Genomic DNA, 21,044 nt, shown 5'->3' on the forward strand with positions numbered 1-21,044 from the left:
CGTTTTCTTTGTTATGCTTGCGCCTGACGCTTTTTAGACGCTTCGTTTACTTGTTCGTCTGCATGGTAGGAAGAGCGGACAAGCGGCCCAGCTTCACAATGGCTAAAGCCTTTTGACATCGCAATTTCCTTCAGCTCTGCAAACTCATCTGGATGGTAGTATTTTTGAACTTTCAAATGCTTTTTCGAAGGCTGTAAATACTGACCAATTGCCATGATGTCGACGTTATTGGCAAGAAGATCATCCATGACTTCAATGATTTCTTCCTTCGTTTCACCGAGTCCAATCATAATGCTTGATTTGGTTGGAATGTCAGGCTGCATTTCTTTTGCACGACGCAAGAATTCTAATGAACGATCATATGTAGCTCGTGCACGAACTCTTGGTGTTAATCTGCGGACTGTTTCAATATTGTGATTTAAAATGTCAGGACGTGTATCCATTAACGTCTTCAAGTTATCATAATTGCCACCCATGTCTGAAGGGAGAACTTCAATTGTCGTGAATGGACTTTTTCTTCTAATGGCACGCACTGTTTCAGCAAATACGCCTGCTCCGCCATCTTTTTGGTCATCCCTTGCAACCGCTGTAATCACGGCGTGCTTTAAATTCATTAATGCCACTGAATCTGCAACGCGTTCTGGCTCTTGCAGGTCAAGCTCAGTTGGAAGTCCAGTTTTCACCGCACAGAAACGGCATGCGCGCGTGCAAACAGACCCAAGAATCATAAATGTAGCGGTTCTTCTAACTGCCCAGCATTCATGAATATTCGGACATTTTGCTTCCTCACAAACGGTATTCAGGTTGTTTTCCCGCATCATTTTTTTCAAACCGGTATAGTTTTCATTCGTATTCAGCTTAATTTTAAGCCAGTCCGGTTTTCTTACGTGCTCTTCCTTCTTTGCCAATTCCATCATCTCCATATGAATTCGTTAAAGGTGCATATACAAAAATCTTCCTGCTATATACGATGGATGCAGCCTAAAGCTGCAAAAAATTGAATCTTCGGCCTAAAGCCTTTTCTTTAGACACTTTAACATAGTACAGATTGAACAACAAGGGAATGAGCTGCAAAAATACCCAAAAGCCTCCTAAAGAAACAGAAGAAAATCACCAACATTTTCTTCTTATGAAATAGAATGATCTAACCACACTAAACGGTAGAAGATGATGCTCGAAGAAAGGAGATGGACATTTGTGAAAGTCGTTTTATCCATCATCATCACTCTCTCAATGCTACCCTTACCTGTTCATGCACAAGGAGCCAGCAAGCAGCCAGATGAATTGAAGCAACGAATGGCACTATACGAAAAAGTCGCCATGACGACACAGGTTCCATGGTATGTACTCGCTGCGGTTGATCAGTACGAACACAATATTCGAAAAAGCAGAAGAGATTTACCGAAACAAAAAGGCATCATCGGCATCTACATTCCCCGGGAAATGTGGATTGGACCAGAAAACCCCAATAAGCAGGATACGTCTCCCTTAAGCATTAAAGTGTTTGACGGCATTGGGCTTGATGGAAATGGGGATGGAAAAGCTGAAAGCGATCACGATGAAGATGTACTGTTTACATTTGCACAATACTTGCTTCACTACGGAAGCAGCATTGACCAATTAAAAATTGCTTTATGGGACTATTATGGACGTGATCAAACCGTTGGAATCATTTCATCTTTTATGAAGCTATATCAGCACTACGGCCATCTTGATCTCGGACAGCATGCCTTTCCTCTTCCGGTCGGAGCTGACTACAGCTACCGGAGTACATGGGGAGATGCGAGAGGATTTGGGGGAAGGAGAATTCATGAGGGAACCGATTTATTTGCCCATTATGGACTTCCCGTTCGTGCGACATCGTATGGCGTGATTGAAATGAAAGGCTGGAACCGCTTTGGCGGCTGGCGCATAGGGATTCGGGATATTCATAATCATTATCATTACTTCGCTCACTTAAATGGCTTTGCAAAAGGGCTCAAGACTGGCCAAATTGTTGAACCTGGACAGGTTATAGGATCTGTCGGAAGCTCGGGTTATGGCCCTCCCGGCACAGCAGGAAAGTTTCCGCCGCACCTTCACTATGGCATGTATAAGGACAACGGCCGAACCGAATGGTCATTTGATCCATACCCTCATCTGCGCGCGTGGGAAAGAGCTGAGCGGAAACGACATTAAATAAAAAGGAGAAGTTTAGCGATGTCGCATTCTTCTCTTTTTTATGTTTATAAGACTTTCTCTCGAAACAAACAACTTACTGACTCAAACAGTCACTGCTCATTTTTCTCCTTCATTCCTAAATATAAAAATAGAATACCCATGATGAGAAAAATCATATACACAACTGTTATTTCCAGGGGAATCATCTCAAACATACCTCGAAAAATATCGACACTCAAACTTTCATTTCTTACCAATAATATCGATGCTGAAATATATTTAGCACTAAAGACAATGGCAAAAACCAAAAAACAACATCCACTTACATAAAGTTTCTTCATATAGCTCCTCCTAACAAATACAGTCATTAAGGCGATAGTAATCAAAGGCATACACAGTCGAACCTGTTACTCCAAAATCAGCTTACAAAGTGGCTGCCACTATCCAAGCACTGTAACAAGTAAATTTATCATGACACATTCAACACAAGAATCAAGTGGTCCATTAGGTTTTTATTCACAAATTATTTTAAGAAAACAGTAGAATGTGGCATATGTAACCAATGAATATGATACACGGACAAGATGATCTGCATGGTAACCATTCATAAAAAGAACCTTCACTTTTAGCGCATCAAAAAACAGCCCAAGCATTTCTTGGGCTGTTATTCTTCTTTCTCCTTTTTCTCTGGCAGAACAATAGATGGTGCACCGGAATTCGTACCGCTTCCATTATAATAATCTGGCACGTCCCCTTGTACGGCTTGTATGGAGACAGGAACAGAGTTTTTAACCACGATTGTTTCAGATGCAAACGGGATGATGACTCTTACCTTTACCTCGATCAAAACGCTAATATCAATCAAAGCATTGTTAATGCCATAGGGCTTAATGTTTTTTTCAACGTCCGTATGTGGATCACCAATCACACTAAAGCGTACAGGCACTTTTGGTCCTAGGTTTGCGATCAATGCGTTTCCGGACGCTTGCCCAAGTGGAATATTGTATATAATGCCGTTATGGCCTTCCGTTTGATCCTTTAATGCTTCTTTCGCTTTTTTTTGAAAATTCCCCTTTTCAATGTCCTCTAAATTTTTTTGAAGGTGACGTGACAGGTCAGCCATTGCTTTCGATGTTGCTTGCGCATTAAAATCAATCGTCGTCACTTTTCCGTTCTCGCTTGTATTCATGACCACCATATCCTTCATATTCTCCTGATCATCTGCAAAGTCTTGAACAGAATATTGAATCAGATGATTGGCGATTCGCTCTGTTTCTAGTTCAGCAATGTGAATCAAGGTTGGTTTAATAGATCGATTAATGAAGAATAGACTAATGACCGTTGAGAGCACGAAAAATAATATGGCAAGCAGCATGACGTAACGAAACGGCAAAGGGCCCTTTTTGTAGGGGCGATAACGGCGGTTTATTCTCAATAAAAAATCCCCCCTTCTCCATTACAAGTGTATGCAGACAGGCGGGGGGATAGGAATCATCTCACTATTTTATTTCACCATTTTTAATAATGCGTCTCTGCCAATTGTTCCAACTGGAATGCCTAGTGCTTCAGCGGCGTATGTGACAGATTCTAAAGGTGCTTCGAGCAATTGCTCAATGGTTCTCACACCGACCGCTCTTCCGGCGATGATTCCTCTATCTGCAAGCTTTTCATTTAAGAGCCCGACATCAAGTGCACCGCACATGATATACCCATGTTCATTTGTCACTGCCATAAAATTGGTCTTCGGCAGTTTGACGGTGACGGCTGTAAAGGAATGGCCATCAATTGTAATCGGTGTTAAATTCACCAAATCCCTTCACTCCTCTCACCCACAATCTATGTGAAGAGAGGGCGAGTGTTGTTAGGCTGAAGCGGATTTTATCTTGCTTCCTTCAAGCGCCAGCTCAGTACATCACGTAAAAATTCCGGCATGAAATATTCAATGTGTTCATGGTCACGTATATGTGGAAAAAGGGAGCCGAGCGTATACATATCTACAGTGCCAACCGTAAATGAGTCCTCCTCTTTGACTAACTGACCGTGTACAAAGACATCCTTGACCCGTTTGGCTTCGCCTTCTTCTAATGTATAGGTCAGCCCGCTGTATAGCATTTTCCCCATTAACTCCCCTCTAAAGCCGAAGCCTTTGATACGCAGCTGTTCCATTTTTTCTTCACAGGCACGCCGAACAGTTTCTATCAGCTGTTGACCCGTAAGCGTTACCCGAATGGGATTAATGGGATGCGGGCATATCCGGTGAATCTCTTCTCTTGTCACGATCCCAGCCTCCAATGAATCAAGCACCATGCCTGCATTCATCATACCGATATCTGCCCCGCACCAATCTTTAATGGCATCTGTTAACAGCTGCGGAAGCGGGGATTCGTCAAACCACTTCGTTTCAAGCTTCGTCTTAATTGTTGTCACTTTTTCCTGCATCAATGATTTTGCTCTTCTTTCTGCTTGCTGTAAGGTTGTGATGGCTTCATCTGATTCACTAATGAGCTGATCCACTGATTGCACCGTTGCTTTTTTCTCGATCAGCTCTTTGCGCGCTACGTCAATGGTCAGCTCGACACACCCAATATAATGCCCATACTTTTCAGCGCATGCAAGCAGCACCCCGTTGTCCATTTCACCTTGCTCTAACAGATGATGCGTGTGTGAGCCTAGGATGATGTCGATTTCAGGGAACACACTGGCGACCTCTCGATCATGGATGATGCCAAGATGGGATAGGAGCACAATCACATCCGCCTGTCCCTTCACTTCCTGTAGCATGTCCCGTATGCTGTCAAACGGATCTGTAATGTCCCAGCCCAGCTTTTCATAGACAGGTGTATATGCAATCGTGACCCCTAAAAGGCATATCTTCAGTCCATTCTCCATTGTGATCATATGATAAGGCTGTGCCCATGATGGTCTTTTGCCTTTCTCAAATAAATTAGACAAAATCACTGGAAATTGAGCCTCTTTGTATAATTGATCCAGTTGATCATGGGGCAGCGTAATGCCTTCATTATTGCCAATCGTGACCCCATCATAGCCAAGCTGATTGAGGAGCTTGACGTTTACCTTTCCATAATCAGCTTCTGACACCAGGTTCACTCGGTCCATATGGTCGCCAATATCAAACAAGAGCATCTGATCGTGAATTTGACGCTTTTCTTCAATATACGCTGCGATTTTAGGCCAGTTTTCAAAGTGGCTGTGCAAGTCGTTTGTATGATATAACCATAGCTTCTGCAGCATGTTGATCTCTCCCTCAAGTTCACTGAACCGTCTCATTCAGGTTGAAAGCCGCGGCTCTCATTTAACTAAATAAGTCTAACTGCTTCGGGGATAAGCTTGAATAGGTAATATCCAGCAAATCAATCATTTGCTGGCCATTCGTCGCCGCATCTCCGCCGGAGTTATTATTAAACACGACATATACATCTTTCGATTGCTGATGCAGGATGTCGAGATTCTTTTTCCATTCCTTTAATTCAGCTTCATTATATAGATATAAGTAGCGCACTTCACGCCAATTCTCATGGTCTGCCGGGTGAAGCCAGCCTTGTTTATTTCTTCCGTGAAAACGGACCAATGTTTTATCACGGTGCGTGGCTCGTATGACCGGTGGAATAGACCCTTCTCCGACTTGTGGCTCATCACAAACGGAATGAATCCACCCTTCATTCTCCATAAAGGACAACGTTTGTTCATAAAATTCATCTGAAAACCATGTCCGGTTTCGGAATTCGAGGGCACATGGAATGTCACCCATTTTCTCCTTACACCATCTTAAATAGTGGACGTGCTCTTTTTTGCAATCAAACCATGGTGGAAATTGAAACAGGACCATGGCCAGTTTCCCTTCACGAATAAGCGGAGTCAACGAGAGGATAAATGCATCAAACATTTCTTCCTTCGAAGCAAACGGAATCTCGCCTCTTTGATGTCCGGTCATTCCTTGATATGCTTTCACAACAAATTGAAAGGTGTCCGGTGTATCCTTTATCCACTTTTCATGATTGCGCTCAGGCTGAACCGCATAAAAGCTGGCATCCAGTTCTACAATAGGGAACGTTGACGCGTAGTGAAACAGCTTTTGAGAGCTTCCTATTCTCGGCGGGTAAAGACTGTCATGATCCCCCCAGCCAGTTAATCCGATATAAATCATGTATCTCACCTCTTGCCACTCACGGGTATTGACAGCTTTCACACATGATCGCCTTTTTCTTTTGTGATACCCATATTTCTGAAAGAAATTCTTCTGACTACAACATATCACATTTGCCCGTAATTCTGAATGAAGATGACTGATGGTAGACGATTAAGTCCTGCACCCTGTTTGTTTGTGATATTAGTTGACAACTTTCTATGTAAAATGATTTTAGCTGATAACATAATACTTAGAGATGTTGACAGTGCTTGTCCATTTGTTTATTCATCTTCACTAGCAGCTTTGGCTCTAAATAAAGGAGACCCAGTGGATATGAACATAGACGATCATCAGTTTGAAGTATTACAAAAAATCGCCAAAAGAATCCACAAGCCAGTCTATTTGTTTAACCAATATGGACGTATTCTCTACACCTCGCACACCATGAAAACGAGCCCAGAATGGATTCGCACTCCCCCGTTTTTTCAAAGCACGACAAACCATTATGTTTCTATGATCCATTCGAAGCAAAGCTTTTCCGTCTTTCCGATTTATCTCAATGAACAAACATGCGATTATCTGGTCATCCCTTCCTTCATTCCTCCGCAGGATGAAGAACTGCAAGGGATGCTGCTACAAGCAGTAAATGAAATGTCTCATGCGCGCATGAGACAACACGCCATCGAGCAAACGGTCAAGCGTGCTAGAAATGAAGGGTTTCGCAGATGGATAGAAGGTAACATCTCCTCCGAGCAAGACGTCACACGCCTAGCTCGAGCGCTTGGATTCAACACACGGAACACCTACCTATGTATAATCTGTCAGCTCGATCAGTGTCGTGATACCACGTGTTTCATTGAGCAGCAAATCGTTTTAGATCAAATGGTAGATTTGCTTGAAAGCGCACTTCCAAGCTGTCCATTTCCTGCTTTTCTTTTTGTCAAAGGTGATAGGGTCATTCTATTGATGGAAGAGACAGGCAGTTGGTCTGACATCAGCGATTTGCTCATCTCTTTTTTAAAACAAGTGCAGCTGCTCGTGAAGCGCCATGTGAATGACACCATTTCCTTTGGGGTGAGCCTGACAGGACACTTCATCACTCGTCTGCATGAGGGCTACAGTGAAGCATTAGATGCCCTTCAAGCTGGACATCTCTCATCACGAGCTGAATACATTCAGTTCTATCAGGCGAAGGATGTGACAGATTTACTGAAGCTGATTCCAAGAAAAGATTTGGTCACATTCCACCAGTTGCATCTTCATCCATTATATGAATCATCACAAGTCGATAAAAGCCTCCTCCACACCTTATCTGTCTATTTAGAAACACATTGCCACATTTCCGAAACAGCTAAACGTTTGTCTATTCATCGCAACACGGTCATTTATCGACTGGAAAAGTGTGAGGAATTGCTTCAAATCAGCTTAAAAGATCCTGATACTACACTGCGGCTTCGCTTAGCATTACGTATTCGAATGCATCTCTCCGCCCATCCTGATTGAATTTTTTCTTCCAAAGCTTCATATAGTTTGGAGGAGAAAAGCGAGACATAAGGAGTGGTGACAAATGGATGAAGAGCTGCGTCACATCCCGCAGCCGATTCGAGAAGATGGCGCTGGTGCCACCGATTTAGGCCCGCGGGACGTCCTTCGGGATATGGAGAACCCAGATATGCTCGTTCCTCCTAAAACCGATGCAGGAACAATCCCAAATTTAAAATTTTCATATTCTGATACACACATGCATTTGAATCACGGGGGTTGGTCGAGAGAAATCACGAAGCGAGAGCTGCCTGTTTCAACAACGATTGCAGGTGTCAACATGCGGCTCACACGCGGCGGTGTGCGAGAGCTTCATTGGCATAAGCAGGCGGAATGGGCATATATGATTTTAGGCAAAGCTAGAATTACATCAGTAGATGCAGAAGGACGCAATATGATCGCTGATGTAGAAGAAGGAGATTTGTGGTATTTTCCGCCTGGTATCCCGCACTCCATTCAAGGTCTTGAGGATGGGTGTGAGTTTCTTCTTGTATTTGATGATGGTGCTTTTTCTGAATTTGATACGTTTACGATCACAGACTGGTTTGCCCATACACCAAAAGACATTCTTTCCAGCAATTTTGGTGTTTCCGAGAAGCTGTTCGGCCACATTCCGAATAAGCAGCGCTATATGTTTCAAGGCTCGCCGCCGGCATCATTAGATAGCCAGAAGGTACTTGATCCATATGGCAGCATCGAGCCGCCATTCACGTATCAGCTTCTTCGTCAAAAGCCCATCACAACCTCTGGCGGAACGGTGCGAATTGTCGATTCACACAATTTCCCGGCTTCAAAAACCATTGCGGCTGCGCTTGTTGAAGTAAAACCTGGCGGCATGAGAGAAATGCATTGGCACCCTAATAATGATGAGTGGCAATACTATTTAACCGGTACTGCCAAAATGACGGTCTTTGGATCAGGCGGAACTGCTCGCACCTTTAATTACCGAGCAGGTGATGTCGGCTATGTTCCTTTTGGTATGGGGCACTACATACAAAATATCGGTCAAACGAGCCTTTGGTTTCTAGAAGTTTTTAAAAGTGATCGGTTCGCAGATATTTCCTTGAATCAGTGGATGGCCTTAACCCCTCCTCAATTAGTGAAAGAGCATTTACATGTAGATGATGCTTTGATTCGTGCACTTCATAAGAAAAAATCACCTGTCGTTAAATATTAAGAGATCATGCTCAGCATTAAAAAAACCGATCAATCCATGCTGATCGGTTTTCTCATGCTGATTTTAAGAAACTGCCGGAGCATGCTGCGAGACTTTTTTCGCCCATACGATAGATGCAATGAAACTTACGCAAAGCACAAGTGTCCCAAACATAAAAGGAAACTCAATATTTACATCAAATAATATGCCCGCAAGGCTCGGTCCAATGATATTGGCAAGACTCATAAAGGAGGTATTGAGACCGCCTGCTACCCCTTGCTGATTCCCCGCCATCTTGGATAGTAATGTATTGAGGGCTGGGCGGACAAAGGAAGTCGCCGACAAAAATAAAATCGAACCTGTAAAGATCAACCAAAAGGACGGCGCAAAGCGGCAGGCGATCAGCATGACAGCCGCACCTAGCAGCGCATAACGCACAACACGCATCTCACCAAATCGTTTCACACAGTTATTTACTAGCGCACCTTGGACAAGTACTCCGGCAAGTCCGGCCACCGTAATCACAAACGCAATATCCTTCGGTGTAAATCCGTGTTTTTGATCTACATATAAACCGAAAATCGATTCAAAATGAATGATCCCAAAATTGAGGACAAAGGCCAATATAAACAAAAAGCCATAGGATGTCTTTAAAGCTTGGATCATTTGCATAAATGGATTGAAATGAATGTCTTTGTTCAACCGTGCTTCTTCCTGCTTTTCCTTTGTTAATGTTTCAGGTAAAAACAGGATGGATAACAAGGTAGATAATGCTGCAAAGGAACCTGCGATGAGAAAAGGAAAAGCGATCCCGAACTCAACCAAATACCCGCCTACGCCCGGTCCAATGACAAAACCGAGTGTCATCGCTGCACTAAACAGCCCCATCCCTTTCCCCCGGTCCTTTTCACTTGTAATATCGGCGATATATGCAAACATAGCCGGCATGAGCAAGGCCCCGGCAGCCCCTCCTAAAAACCGAGACACAAACAGCATCCAAAGCTGATCGGCAAACGCAAAAATAAACTGGGCAATGGTAAAGCCGGCAATCCCGGCAATGATCAATTTTCTTCGTCCAAATCGATCGGTCAATGCGCCGGCGATCGGTGATAAAGTAAATTGTGTAAGACCTGTTGCAGCCACAAGAAAACCAAGTGTTTTACCTGTTGCCCCAAAGGCTTCGATGTAACTTGGCATGACAGGTACAATGAGGCCAAAGCCAAGCATGGCAATAAAAATATTGAGCATCAAAATGTATAATCTGCCCATTTTTTTCATATCCAAAAACCTCTTTCTGCAAAATAAATAAAAATGATAAGAGCTTCTCCAGTATAGCGATTTCTCCGCCCGTAAGTCTAGTTTTTCTAAAATTAGTGTTCTTTTCCAAATAAAAAATACCCGCCAATGGCGAGTATGAGGTATCTCTTTATTCAGCTTGTTCATAGATAGAAAGAGCCGCCTGAAGCCCTGCTCCGCAATGAATAGATGCACCATATTTGATCAGGATCGCTTCAAGTCCTGCTAAAACAAATAGAACGTTCTCCTTCCGGCAGCTATAGCCCATTGTGCCGATTCTCCATATACGCCCTGCAAGCGGTCCAAAGGAACTCGCAATCTCAATCCCAAAATGATGGAGCAGATCGGCACGCACCGCTTCTCCGTCAATACCATTTGGAATGACAACGCATGTCACAACCGGCATTTTACAATCCGGATCACCAAACAATTCAAGCCCCATCGCTTCAAGACCTTTCATCAACGCCTTCTCATGATATGCGTGCCTTCGAAAACGTTCATCCAGCCCTTCTTCCAGCACAAGACGAACGCCTTCCCGAAGCGCATAAAGCATCGTTGTTGCTTCCGTATGATGATTTAATCGTCTCGGACTCCAATAATCCTGGAGCTGGCTTAAATCAAAGTAATTGCTTTTGATTGGGGAAATATCCATCTGCTTCTGCAATTCGTGCTGTGTCGCGATCCCTTTTTCCACTTTCTTTCTCGATTCTAAGACAGACGCCACTCGGTCATTATACGTAATAGGTGACATGCCTGATGGAACAGATAAGCACTTTTGCGTGCCACCAATCGCCGCATCAATCTTCCATTCATCCACTTTGACTTCGACACCGCCAATGGTTGCCACAGCGTCTACAATGAAAAGAGCATCAAGTGCTCGGCACGCTTCACCAATTTGCTCTAGCGGCTGCAATCTCCCGGTGGATGTTTCACCATGAACCATTGCAACGATTTTAGGCTTGACCTGATGCATTTCACGAATGATGTCACCAGGTTCAAAAACAGTTCCCCATTCACACTCCATTGTATGTACCTTCGCACCGTAGCGCTGTCCTATTTCAATGAGCAAATGACCGAAGCGGCCAAAGACAGGAACAAGCATCAAGTCTCCCGGCTCAATCACACTGGCAAGCACAGCTTCAAGCCCTGAACGTGACGTACCATCAATCGGATAAGCCCATTCGTTTTCTGTTTGAAAGAGTGACCGCAATAAGGTCATCGTTTCATTCATGATGTGAGTAAATGCTGGATCAAATTGACCAAGAATCGGTGTGCTCATCACGCGGAGCACCCTTGGATCTACTTCAACGGGCCCTGGTGTCATAATGGTTCTCGAAGGTGTTTGCAGTTCTTTCACGTTATCCATCCTCTCCCTTGCTGTCTAGCCTTATATGCCCACTTATACAGCAATGCTTCTAAAATAGCAATCTCTTTTCTGATGAATGAATTACATAAAATTTACGATTCATCCATTTATTTCTTTATGACAATGTGATAGAAATAAAGAGAATACATTCCCTACCAAGGAGGAAATCGAATGAAGAGAACGTTATTTGGAACTTTAGCCGCCGGAATGATGATATTCGGCACGTTAGCTGCCCCGCTGCCGCAAGCTGTGAATGCTCAAGGCTTCTTTCTGAATGAACCGAACCAAACGATCACCTTTTCCCCGTTACAGCTTCAAAACGAAACATCTACACAACAAGCGCAAACAGCCACCGCAAGCCAAAGCGATTCTTACTATCAATCTGCTAATGGCAAATCAGGACCCGCTCTTAAGAAAGCTTTACACGATATTATTGATGATCATACGCAGCTATCCTACAGCCAGGTTTGGGATGCCTTAAAGAAAACAGATGAAGATCCAAAAAATCCAAGCAATGTGCTCTTGCTCTATAGCGGTGTCTCTCGCTCAAAGCAAGCGAATGGCGGAAATGTTGGCCAGTGGAACAGGGAGCACGTCTGGGCTAAGTCACACGGCAATTTTGGGACAAGCCAGGGTCCAGGTACAGATCTCCATCATCTGCGGGCAACAGACGTGCAAACGAATAGCACACGTGGAAATTTAGATTTTGATTTGGGCGGAAATGAATACAAGGGAGCACCGGGCAACTTCTACGATAGCGACTCATTCGAACCTCATAGCCGGGTGAAAGGAGATGTAGCAAGAATGCTCTTTTATATGGCGGTTCGATACGAGGGTGATGACCGCTTTCCAGATTTAGAATTGAACGACAAAGTCAATAATGGAAGCGCTCCTCTTCACGGCAAAATGTCTGTGCTTCTCAAATGGCACAAGCAAGACCCAGTCGATCAAATCGAACGGAACCGCAACGAGATCATTTATCAAACATATCAGCACAATCGCAACCCTTTTATTGATCACCCTGAATGGGCAAGCGCAATTTGGGAATAAAAAAGAAAGGCACTGCTACGAGCAAGCAGTGCCTTTCTTTTTTTCAAGCGGACAGACGAGACAATAATCAAGACTCTCCGATTTTTTCTCGAGCTTATAATACATACAGCAAGTCTTGCGATTAGATGTTTCCAGTAAACGATCGTCTAAGTTTAAGCTTTGCTGAAATGGATTTTGCTGAGCGCCAAATATAGCCCCAGCCGCATGCTTTAGAAAAAGGTAATCCTCCTGAATGCGCTGCTTTACATCAGGCTCTTCTGCTTCGCGCATCATGCTGCGGTACAGAGAGTTTATTCGTACAGCTATATTCTCCCATAAAATAGAATACGGAAGTCTTGATGTACGGTTCAGCACGTCTAAAAGAGGTGTGACACACTCTGTAAACAGCGCATGCACAACCTGCTCTCTCCATTCATGTCGATCTCCTTTTAGTGGAACAAGCGAACACAATGTCTCATCAAGTTCAATTTTCCGATCCTCTCTAAACGCGCATGCCTCCGGTGAAAACTGATAGACACTATCATACAGCGTCATCAAGTATAAAGAAGAACTGACAGCTAAGTAGGCATAACGCTTTGAAAACATAGAGGCCGCCACCGCCAAATTCGGTGCATGCATGGCTGCCTTTTCAGCCTCCAATAAACGCAAAGCGGATTCTTCTGAAAAAAGCGCAGCAAGTGTGCGATCAGATGTCATTGGTTCATTTGTGATGTGTACCCCAAAATCAAGTAATTCTCGCTCAACCCACTCTGGCCTCATATCAAAACCCCCATCTTTCGTTTAGCGATTTCGCTGTTGATATAACAAATAGATAAAGAACGGTGCACCAATTGCTGCCGTAAAGACACCTGCTGGTACATCTAACGGGAGAAAAGCGGTTCTAGCAACTAGATCTGCCAACATCACGAGAATACTCCCAACAAGCGCAGAGGCTGGGACAAGTGCAATGAAGGAACGGCCAATGATCATCCTAGCGACATGCGGCGCCATGAGTCCAACAAATTCAATGCCGCCTGCAAATGCAACCGCAATACCAGCTAATGTCACACTCATCAGCAGAAAGAATAACCGCTTCGCCTGTACTTTTACCCCAAGCCCTGTTGCAAGATCATCCCCAAGCTCCTTCACATTCATCGTTCTTGCTAGCACCATCACAATCGGTAGAATGATCATCACCCAAGGAAGCATCGCAGTGACATCCTTCATCGTAGACCCATATAAACTGCCCGTCAGCCAGATGTATGACTTTGTCGTCGTCATCGTATCACTAAGAACAAGCGTAAACGTCACACATGCCTTCATAATGGCAGAAATACCGATTCCCATCAGGACAAGTGTGATCGGTTTGACCCCTTTTTTCCATGAAAGCAAATAGATCAAACACGATACCACAAAAGCACCTGCAATCGCCCACAATGACTGATAAGCAATTGGTACGGTGCCCATCCAAAAGACGATAAACATAATCGCACCAAACGAAGCACCACTCGTAATTCCAATAATATCAGGTGATGCAAGTGGATTACGGATTAATCCTTGCAAAATAAGCCCTGATACCGCAAGCGCGGCCCCAACTAAGACAGCCAGCAGCGTTCGTGGAATTCTTAGTGTATTTAAGACAAAGGAATTCCCCTCTCCCTGACCGATTAAATGAAGTAGCACATCCACCGGCTGAATGAACCGGCTGCCCATACAGAGACTGAGAATAAATAACCCAAAAGCAACGGCCGTTAATAAAAGTAAAATCAAAAACGTCCGCTTTGAAAATTGAAATGAAATGCGCCCGCCCTTTGAACGCACTGTATATGTTTTAGCCACCTGTCTTCAACCCCTTACGCACGAGATAAACAAATAGAGGCGCTCCTGCTACCGCCGTCATGACACCAATCGGCACTTCCTGCGGCATGATCAAAAAACGAGCCGCAAGGTCTGCGACAAGTAAAAGCGACGCCCCCACGACGGCACAATACGGCAGTACCCAGCGGTGGTCAGGTCCGACAAGCTTTTTCACAATATGCGGCACTAGAAAACCAACAAAACCAATCGAGCCTGCAACAGCGACGGAACCCCCTGCTAAAAACACGACAAGCACTCCCATCGTGATTTTCAGCAGCAGCGTACGCTGTCCAAGCCCCTTGGCAATATCATCTCCTGACAAAAGGACGTTGATCGAGCGCCCAAGAAGCAGCGCCACAACAGTTGCACCTAAAATATAAGGCAAAACAGGCAGCAGCATATCAATGCTTCTTCCAGACACCGAACCCGCCATCCAGAACAGGATGCTTTGAATCGACTGTTCATTTACGATTAAAAGACCTTGCGTAAAGGACGCAAACAGTGCAGATATCGCCGCACCTGCAAGCACAATTTTAACCGGCGTCAATCCATCTCTTCCAATAGAGCCCAATAGGAAAACGAGCATCCCTGCAATCGCAGCACCTAAAAAGGCTGTCCACATATAGCCTGTTAACGACTCTGTTGAAAAGAAAACAATCGAAATCACAATAAAAAATAGTCCACCTGCATTAATTCCTAATAAATCAGGCGCAGCAAGCGGGTTTCTCGTCAATGCCTGCATGAGTGCACCTGAAATAGCTAGACTTGATCCAACAACCGCTGCAATTAAAGCTCTTGATAATCTCGATGTCATGACAATGACACTGTTTGGATCTGATTCATCAAAATGAAGAAAAGCATGGATGGTGGCTTTGAGGGGTATCGAGGTTTGCCCAAGGGAAATACTGAGCATAAAAAAGACCAACATCAACACGATGAATCCAGCAAATAGCAGTGCCTTACTCGAATCCTTTTTTAATAAACTTCTCATCTGATTCCCGCTTTCAATCTGTGATGGAAAAAGGAGAAAATGGTATGTTCACATTTTCTCCTCTGTTCTACTTATTTATCAATTCCTAGACGATCATAAATATCATCAAGCATCATGTTTGCAGCGATAATACCGCCGCCCATGTTCCAAGTGATTTCATCTACTTTATGCACTTGTTTCGCTTTCACTGCGTCAAGCTGCTTCCATAAAGGATGACTCGTCCACTCTTTATATGCTTTCTCGACTGCCTTATCTTGATCATCCATAAAGTAATAGATGACATCTGCATCCATTTGCGGAATGCTCTCTTTGTCTGTAAGTGTAATGATGTCTTGCTTTTTATCTTTGACATTCTTAGGTCCTTCAAAGCCTAGCTCTGTTAAAATGGATCCTGCGAAACCAGTTTGATAGATTCTTGCATGATCTGCACGGAAGTTCACCACAGACACACTCATTGGCCAGTTTTTAATGTCTTTCTTTGCTTTTTCTTTGAAGTCAGCGACACGGTTATCCCACTTCGTCAGCAATTCTTTTGATTTGTCTTGCTTGTTTAACGCTTCACCCATTAAATTCACTGTGTCTTTAAAAGTGAACACTGTTTCTGTTGCAACAGTTGGAGCGATTTCTTTCAGCTGATCAAAAATTTGCTCATGGCGGACTTTAGATGCAATGATCAAATCTGGCTTGAGCTTTTCAATTTCCTCTAAGTTTGGCTGTGTTTCCTGCCCAACAATTTTGACATCCTTTAAATCATCTCTTAAATATTTATACGTAGGTGCTTCAAGCCAAGATTCTACAACACCCACTGGTTTAATACCCATAGCGACGGCTGCATCTGTTGCTCCTTGATACAGCGTCACAACACGTTTAGGCGATCCTTTAATTTCAGTTGAACCGATAGCGCTTTCAACAGTTCTTGATTTCTCATTACTATCTGACTTGCCTTCACTGCTGTTACTGCCGCAAGCTGCAAGTAAAACGATGGAGAGCACAACTAATAGCGACCAAAAAGATTTTTTGAACATGTACCTCACCTATCCATTCTATATGTAGTCATATCGTTTGATAACGATTCTCATTATCACAATTTGATTTTATCATAGAAAAAGATGGTGTCAATGTAAAATATAAAAATAACAGCTGATCATCTCCTCATCACATCGTGACATATTATAGGAAAACACAATTCTTTCATCTTTTTTGCCGCCTTCTATTTTCCTATAATGAAGCTGTAGGAAAAGACAGATTTCGGAAAGAGGTGATCGTACTGAATTGGAAAAAACTAAGACTTGTGTTGCTTTTGGTTTACTTCTTTCTTCGAATGTTTAAGTAGCTAAAGCTACTTCATCAATAGACAGTTCAGATGGCGTTGCTCATCAGCGCTTACGTCACATTCCGCCCTAGTGAAATCTCAAGAAAATTTCAAGGAAATTCAAACAAGCCTTATCACTGTATGTACTCCGATACAGCTATTTTTGCAAATTCGTTCACAGATGCAAATGGAGTGAAAGGGTATTTTTAAGGAAGCTTTGGACTCTATGCTTACTATGATGGCTAAAGTATCAGCAATCAAGTAAAAAAACACCGATAAGGAATGTTGTGATGTATTTCACAGCATTTCTTTTTATCGGTGTTTCTTTAATGAGTGATACTATCTTTGTTGAAAAAGTTTCGTTTCTCCTGTACGTTTCAGCTTTTTCAGGAGGATAGCCTTTTCCTACAAGAACCTCCTATTAGAAAAAATTCTTGAAGAATCTGTGTGGAGTGTAGTCCCCCTTTAATATCCTCCACTCATTCTCAATCTAGCATCTTGTCAAAAATAACTAAATTCTATTTCAATGACCAAGACCTTCTTCCGAAGCTATGGCGTCTTTTTTGGTTACATGGACAGTCCCAAATGGATGATTAGGAGGTGCATATATCGAATAAAGTTTTAACGGAATATTCCCTCTATTAGTTAGGTTATGCCATGTGCCAGCTGGTATAAATATGGCAGAATCATCATACACATTTCTATAAAAATTTAAATTATTTTTACTTTTTCCCATTTGGACAATCCCATGTCCTTTTTCAATTCTTAAGAATTGATCAACGTCAGGATGCATTTCCAACCCTATATCTTCACCAACGCCAATACTCATTAAAGTGGTTTGCAAATGTGTTCCTGTCCATAAGGCAGTACGATAAGTATTATTTTGCTTTGTTGCTTCATTGATATTGATGACAAATGGTTGTTTGCCATAATCTTTTAACCGTCTTTTTCCATCAACGTTAAAGTTTCCAAACCCTCCTTCATGAGGGAAATTCCAGTAATCAGGAGGATGCACACTATAATGATGCCTTGGTGTACTTATATAATAAGGATATGGATAAAAATAAGGATTATAGTACATTTTCACTCAACCCCTTCACCTTGATATAAAACCATCCTATGCAATGGGTAAGGAATTGTACTTCGGTTACATGAAAATCATGATGATAAAAAGAGAGACAAACCCTTCACTTATAGCTAATAAGTCAACAAGAACAAAATAATAAGAAATGAACTTCCACAGCGACATACGCACAATGAATAAGATATGTTGATGGTTAAAAAGGAAACAAAGATGTTTTTAATCAATATGCACCAAATTATGTTGATTTTTATCGTATGCCAATTAACTTATTGATGCTATTCAAAAAGCCATAAAACATGCTAGAAGCTATTGAATGGAAAACGAAAACCTCATTAATCAAGACTTTTGAACATCCCTTTTCATCCTGCTGATTACTCACCACAACAACATCTTCATGTACAACTTGTCAATCCGATCATAACCGTTCATTAATAGACAGATGACTCATGATTGTTCATGAGTGAGCCACCTCGATCAAACGAAAAAAAGACGAACCGCAACATTCGTCTTCTTTCCTTACTTCACTTCCTCCTGCTCCTGAGCAGCATCTCTTTTGCTTGCGATAAAGAGTGCACAGGTCATAGCCAGAATGGCCAGCGCCCACCAGAACGTCGATACAGCCTCTTCATGATCGATGATAATCAAACGAATCACAGCTGTGATGCCGATATAAATAAAGTAGCGAAGCGGAAAATGAAAGTTGGATTTAAAGTATTTAATAATTAAGGCAATAAACTCAAAGTACATAAAGAAGATCAGCAGTTCTCCAAGCATCCCATAATAGCTTTCTCCTTTGTTGAACAATGTCTTGTAGACGAATTGGACAATGTACCAGGTTTCGCTGATTAAGAGGACACTGAGCGCAATCGCTAGAAAGAACAGACAGACGTTCAGAAGGGCTTGCAAGAGATCAGGTACCTTTTGGAAATTGTTGAAAAGTTTCATCGTATAGTTTCTCCATTCCAATTAGATTGATTTGTTATCTACATTTTCATGTTCCAAAATCGCAGCACGATATAGTAAGTATCGTTCCTTTTTTTACTTTCAAACTCTCCCTGCATGCGAGACATCATTCGCGTAATGCTTCTTTCACCGAGTCCGTTACTTTCCGGTGTGACATCCATCTCTTTGATCGCATTGCTCACATGGATTTCAAAGACTTCTTGATCGGATAAAAACGTCATATTGATGTCCTTTTTCGGGTCTGCGTATTTGCGTAGATTCGACATCACATTATCAAACACTCGGCCAAGCTCCTCGACGTTCACATTGATAAAGCTGTCCGGTAACTCCCCTAAAAGATGAACCCGGAATTGCTCCTGATGCAAGATCGCTATCTGATCTGATAGGAGATCATAAATCACCTCTCTCACTGCAACGGTCTCAAGCTCAGATTCATGCTCTTTATCAAGCAGAAAATAGGCAAACAGATTGTCAGACAAATGCTTTAATTGCAGTGCTTTTCCATAGGTACTCGCGATATATTGATCTTTGCGGGTATCCGCTCCAGCCCCCTCCTTTTTTGCAAACTCCAGATTCATGATGAGCGACGTCAGCGGTGTCCTCATATCATGGGACATTTCGGTCACTAAGCTGCGGCTCTCTTCTTGAAGCTCATCAATGGCTTGAAGCTTGTCTAGAAAGGCTTTTCGCAGATCCTCAATACTTTTTGCAATCATAGCTAATTCATCATGCCCTTTTACCGTCATCTCATAGTCCAGCTCACCGCCTTCAAGAATATGAATCTCTTGATGAATCGTTTGCAGGTAGCGTAGACTTTTGCGAATGCCCAGAAGAACAATGATGAGAAAAATAAGCGTCGCCCCGAGCAGCTCAAGTGTAAAGGCAAGATCGTGATAACGAGATGAGTAAAAGCCATCCACCATGACAAGGCCTTCACCGTCGCTGAACTGAACCGGATACGAATGATGCTGAGCGTACTGCGTCACTTTATCTTTTCCATATGCTGATTCATCGGCTGCGGAATAAATAGAATCATATTGCAGCACTTGATCCTTGAAGATAGTCAGATTAATGTAATTCTCTTTTTTCACCCACTCGCCAAACGCTTTTCGATCCATTGAAGACAGCTCATTCTCTGACACGTAGCGGCTGAATGTTTGAATGTATCTGGCTGACTCTTCCTTATAGTACTCATCCGAACTCAAATATTCTTCGATCAGGTGATCGGTAATCTTTTGTAGCGTCAAAAAAACAGTTCCACTCACAATGGCAGCCACCAAAATGAGCAGTGCCAGCTTTTTGGTTAGCGTATATTTACGATGTGCCAAACCGGTATCCTCTTCCCCACTCCGTTTTGATATACACAGGACGAGCCGGGTCATCTTCAATTTTAGCACGCAGCTTTCGAATATGGACCATCACCGTATTGTTGGAACAATAGAAATATGGCTGTCCCCACACGCTCTCATAAATATTTTGCGCAGAAAATATTTTATTTCGCCTGCTCATGAGTATCTTTAACATCCGATATTCTAGATCAGATAGCTTGATTTGCTGACTTTCTTTCCACACTTCGTTAAATTCTTCGCTCACCCTCAGCTTTCCCCCAACAAGAAAGGTCTCTTCCTGCTCCTTCTTTTCCTGATAGACGGTATATCTGCGTAATTGTGCAATCACTCTAGCGTGAAGCTCCTCTTCTGAAAAGGGCTTTGTCATATAATCATCTCCGCCGGCGAGCAATCCTTCGGTTTTATCAAATGTACTCGATCTGGCTGTCAAAAATAGAATCGGGACGTTAGAGGAGGCTCTCATGTGCTGGCACGTTTCGATGCCTGAGATGCCTGGCATCATCACATCCAAAATCACCAAATCCAGTGAATCGTTCACAAGCTCCAATGCTTGCTTGCCATTCATGGCTCTTAGCACCTCATATCCTGCACGCATAAGGGATTCCTGCAAAAGATCCCCAATATCCTGGTCATCCTCTACGATTAGTATTCGATGGGTCATGTCTCGTTCACCTCATGCTTCATGATGTTCATTCTCCTATGTCTTTACTATATATCATCTAGTTATGTGAAAAGATACGGTATAAATCTTAACAGTTTATGAAATTAAGAATCTGCCACTAAATCGTCACA

20 protein-coding genes are annotated in these 21,044 nt (G+C 42.9%); 4 read left to right on the forward strand and 16 right to left on the reverse strand.

Annotation, left to right across the window (positions count from 1 at the left end; all coding sequences use genetic code 11):
• Positions 1 to 11 precede the first annotated feature (11 nt).
• The gene (gene lipA, locus IEE86_RS14415) at positions 12 to 908 is read right to left on the reverse strand and encodes a lipoyl synthase (RefSeq protein WP_034317455.1); all 897 of its coding nucleotides are present in this window, start codon (positions 906 to 908) and stop codon (positions 12 to 14) included.
• A 289-nt stretch (positions 909 to 1,197) separates the two neighbouring features.
• On the opposite strand from lipA, the gene IEE86_RS14420 reads away from it, so the two are divergent.
• Positions 1,198 to 2,178 (forward strand): M23 family metallopeptidase, encoded by a 981-nt coding sequence (locus IEE86_RS14420; protein WP_191097831.1) that lies wholly within the window; start codon positions 1,198 to 1,200, stop codon positions 2,176 to 2,178.
• Between the two features lie 92 nt (positions 2,179 to 2,270).
• Here the strand turns inward: IEE86_RS14420 and IEE86_RS14425 are convergent, their stop codons facing one another.
• From IEE86_RS14425 to IEE86_RS14445, 5 genes are all read right to left on the reverse strand, one after another.
• On the reverse strand, positions 2,271 to 2,501 hold the full coding sequence (locus IEE86_RS14425; protein WP_191097832.1) for a hypothetical protein: 231 nt from the start codon (positions 2,499 to 2,501) through the stop codon (positions 2,271 to 2,273).
• 323 nt (positions 2,502 to 2,824) lie between these two features.
• Positions 2,825 to 3,595, reverse strand: a complete 771-nt coding sequence (gene yunB, locus IEE86_RS14430) for a sporulation protein YunB (protein WP_191097833.1) — start codon at positions 3,593 to 3,595, stop codon at positions 2,825 to 2,827.
• 69 nt (positions 3,596 to 3,664) lie between these two features.
• The gene (locus tag IEE86_RS14435) at positions 3,665 to 3,970 is read right to left on the reverse strand and encodes a YunC family protein (RefSeq protein ID WP_191097834.1); all 306 of its coding nucleotides are present in this window, start codon (positions 3,968 to 3,970) and stop codon (positions 3,665 to 3,667) included.
• 68 nt (positions 3,971 to 4,038) lie between these two features.
• Positions 4,039 to 5,412, reverse strand: a complete 1,374-nt coding sequence (locus tag IEE86_RS14440) for a bifunctional metallophosphatase/5'-nucleotidase (RefSeq protein ID WP_191097835.1) — start codon at positions 5,410 to 5,412, stop codon at positions 4,039 to 4,041.
• A gap of 61 nt (positions 5,413 to 5,473) precedes the next feature.
• Positions 5,474 to 6,325, reverse strand: a complete 852-nt coding sequence (locus tag IEE86_RS14445) for a DUF72 domain-containing protein (RefSeq protein ID WP_191097836.1) — start codon at positions 6,323 to 6,325, stop codon at positions 5,474 to 5,476.
• A gap of 315 nt (positions 6,326 to 6,640) precedes the next feature.
• Here IEE86_RS14445 and IEE86_RS14450 point away from each other — a divergent pair, with 315 nt between their 5' ends.
• Together IEE86_RS14450 and IEE86_RS14455 are read left to right on the forward strand one after the other, a co-directional pair.
• A complete protein-coding gene (locus IEE86_RS14450; RefSeq protein WP_191097837.1) occupies positions 6,641 to 7,810 on the forward strand; it encodes a PucR family transcriptional regulator in 1,170 nt (389 codons plus the stop codon).
• A 64-nt stretch (positions 7,811 to 7,874) separates the two neighbouring features.
• Complete coding sequence (locus IEE86_RS14455) at positions 7,875 to 9,026, forward strand: oxalate decarboxylase family bicupin (RefSeq protein WP_191097838.1); 1,152 nt, start codon at positions 7,875 to 7,877, stop codon at positions 9,024 to 9,026.
• Between the two features lie 63 nt (positions 9,027 to 9,089).
• Here the strand turns inward: IEE86_RS14455 and IEE86_RS14460 are convergent, their stop codons facing one another.
• Both IEE86_RS14460 and IEE86_RS14465 read right to left on the reverse strand, forming a co-directional pair.
• Positions 9,090 to 10,499: an MFS transporter gene (locus IEE86_RS14460; RefSeq protein WP_318010292.1), complete on the reverse strand. Its 1,410-nt coding sequence runs from the start codon at positions 10,497 to 10,499 to the stop codon at positions 9,090 to 9,092.
• On the reverse strand, positions 10,432 to 11,667 hold the full coding sequence (locus IEE86_RS14465; RefSeq protein ID WP_191097840.1) for a pyridoxal-phosphate-dependent aminotransferase family protein: 1,236 nt from the start codon (positions 11,665 to 11,667) through the stop codon (positions 10,432 to 10,434). Before IEE86_RS14465 ends, IEE86_RS14460 begins: the two co-directional genes overlap by 68 nt.
• A 171-nt stretch (positions 11,668 to 11,838) precedes the next feature.
• Between IEE86_RS14465 and IEE86_RS14470 the strand changes: the two genes are divergently transcribed.
• Positions 11,839 to 12,717 carry an endonuclease I family protein gene (locus IEE86_RS14470; RefSeq protein ID WP_191097841.1) on the forward strand — a complete coding sequence of 293 codons (879 nt, stop codon included), beginning with the start codon at positions 11,839 to 11,841 and terminating at the stop codon, positions 12,715 to 12,717.
• 15 nt (positions 12,718 to 12,732) lie between these two features.
• Here the strand turns inward: IEE86_RS14470 and IEE86_RS14475 are convergent, their stop codons facing one another.
• The 8 genes from IEE86_RS14475 to IEE86_RS14510 form a co-directional block, all read right to left on the reverse strand.
• Positions 12,733 to 13,476, reverse strand: a complete 744-nt coding sequence (locus IEE86_RS14475; RefSeq protein ID WP_191097842.1) for an IucA/IucC family C-terminal-domain containing protein — start codon at positions 13,474 to 13,476, stop codon at positions 12,733 to 12,735.
• 21 nt (positions 13,477 to 13,497) lie between these two features.
• Positions 13,498 to 14,535: a FecCD family ABC transporter permease gene (locus tag IEE86_RS14480; RefSeq protein ID WP_191097843.1), complete on the reverse strand. Its 1,038-nt coding sequence runs from the start codon at positions 14,533 to 14,535 to the stop codon at positions 13,498 to 13,500.
• A complete protein-coding gene (locus tag IEE86_RS14485) occupies positions 14,528 to 15,544 on the reverse strand; it encodes a FecCD family ABC transporter permease (protein WP_191097844.1) in 1,017 nt (338 codons plus the stop codon). Before IEE86_RS14485 ends, IEE86_RS14480 begins: the two co-directional genes overlap by 8 nt.
• Before the next feature lie 71 nt (positions 15,545 to 15,615).
• Entirely contained in the window at positions 15,616 to 16,569 is a 954-nt protein-coding gene (locus IEE86_RS14490; RefSeq protein WP_191097845.1) for an ABC transporter substrate-binding protein, read from the reverse strand.
• An 810-nt stretch (positions 16,570 to 17,379) separates the two neighbouring features.
• Positions 17,380 to 17,937 carry a cupin domain-containing protein gene (locus IEE86_RS14495; RefSeq protein WP_191097897.1) on the reverse strand — a complete coding sequence of 186 codons (558 nt, stop codon included), beginning with the start codon at positions 17,935 to 17,937 and terminating at the stop codon, positions 17,380 to 17,382.
• Positions 17,938 to 18,456: 519 nt separating this feature from the next.
• Positions 18,457 to 18,885: a phosphate-starvation-inducible protein PsiE gene (gene psiE, locus IEE86_RS14500; protein ID WP_191097846.1), complete on the reverse strand. Its 429-nt coding sequence runs from the start codon at positions 18,883 to 18,885 to the stop codon at positions 18,457 to 18,459.
• A gap of 38 nt (positions 18,886 to 18,923) precedes the next feature.
• Entirely contained in the window at positions 18,924 to 20,231 is a 1,308-nt protein-coding gene (locus IEE86_RS14505) for a HAMP domain-containing sensor histidine kinase (protein ID WP_191097847.1), read from the reverse strand.
• Positions 20,218 to 20,913: a response regulator transcription factor gene (locus tag IEE86_RS14510; RefSeq protein ID WP_191097848.1), complete on the reverse strand. Its 696-nt coding sequence runs from the start codon at positions 20,911 to 20,913 to the stop codon at positions 20,218 to 20,220. Before IEE86_RS14510 ends, IEE86_RS14505 begins: the two co-directional genes overlap by 14 nt.
• Positions 20,914 to 21,044 lie beyond the last annotated feature (131 nt).

It is taken from the genome of Bacillus crepusculi (genome assembly GCF_014764715.1).
Taxonomy (GTDB): domain Bacteria; phylum Bacillota; class Bacilli; order Bacillales; family Bacillaceae; genus Bacillus.

Excerpts from the sequence above, each read along its gene's own strand:
- IEE86_RS14425 (WP_191097832.1), bottom strand. The coding sequence starts at position 2,501 with ATGAAGAAACTTTATGTAAGTGGATGTTGTTTTTTGGTTTTTGCCATT.
- IEE86_RS14460 (WP_318010292.1), bottom strand. The coding sequence starts at position 10,499 with ATGGTGCATCTATTCATTGCGGAGCAGGGCTTCAGGCGGCTCTTTCTA.
- psiE (WP_191097846.1), bottom strand. The coding sequence starts at position 18,885 with ATGAAACTTTTCAACAATTTCCAAAAGGTACCTGATCTCTTGCAAGCC.
- IEE86_RS14485 (WP_191097844.1), bottom strand. The coding sequence starts at position 15,544 with ATGAGAAGTTTATTAAAAAAGGATTCGAGTAAGGCACTGCTATTTGCT.
- IEE86_RS14510 (WP_191097848.1), bottom strand. The coding sequence starts at position 20,913 with ATGACCCATCGAATACTAATCGTAGAGGATGACCAGGATATTGGGGAT.
- IEE86_RS14470 (WP_191097841.1), top strand. The coding sequence starts at position 11,839 with ATGAAGAGAACGTTATTTGGAACTTTAGCCGCCGGAATGATGATATTC.
- IEE86_RS14455 (WP_191097838.1), top strand. The coding sequence starts at position 7,875 with ATGGATGAAGAGCTGCGTCACATCCCGCAGCCGATTCGAGAAGATGGC.
- IEE86_RS14490 (WP_191097845.1), bottom strand. The coding sequence starts at position 16,569 with ATGTTCAAAAAATCTTTTTGGTCGCTATTAGTTGTGCTCTCCATCGTT.
- IEE86_RS14445 (WP_191097836.1), bottom strand. The coding sequence starts at position 6,325 with ATGATTTATATCGGATTAACTGGCTGGGGGGATCATGACAGTCTTTAC.
- IEE86_RS14495 (WP_191097897.1), bottom strand. The coding sequence starts at position 17,937 with ATGTACTATAATCCTTATTTTTATCCATATCCTTATTATATAAGTACA.
- IEE86_RS14450 (WP_191097837.1), top strand. The coding sequence starts at position 6,641 with ATGAACATAGACGATCATCAGTTTGAAGTATTACAAAAAATCGCCAAA.
- IEE86_RS14465 (WP_191097840.1), bottom strand. The coding sequence starts at position 11,667 with ATGGATAACGTGAAAGAACTGCAAACACCTTCGAGAACCATTATGACA.
- IEE86_RS14440 (WP_191097835.1), bottom strand. The coding sequence starts at position 5,412 with ATGCTGCAGAAGCTATGGTTATATCATACAAACGACTTGCACAGCCAC.
- IEE86_RS14475 (WP_191097842.1), bottom strand. The coding sequence starts at position 13,476 with ATGAGGCCAGAGTGGGTTGAGCGAGAATTACTTGATTTTGGGGTACAC.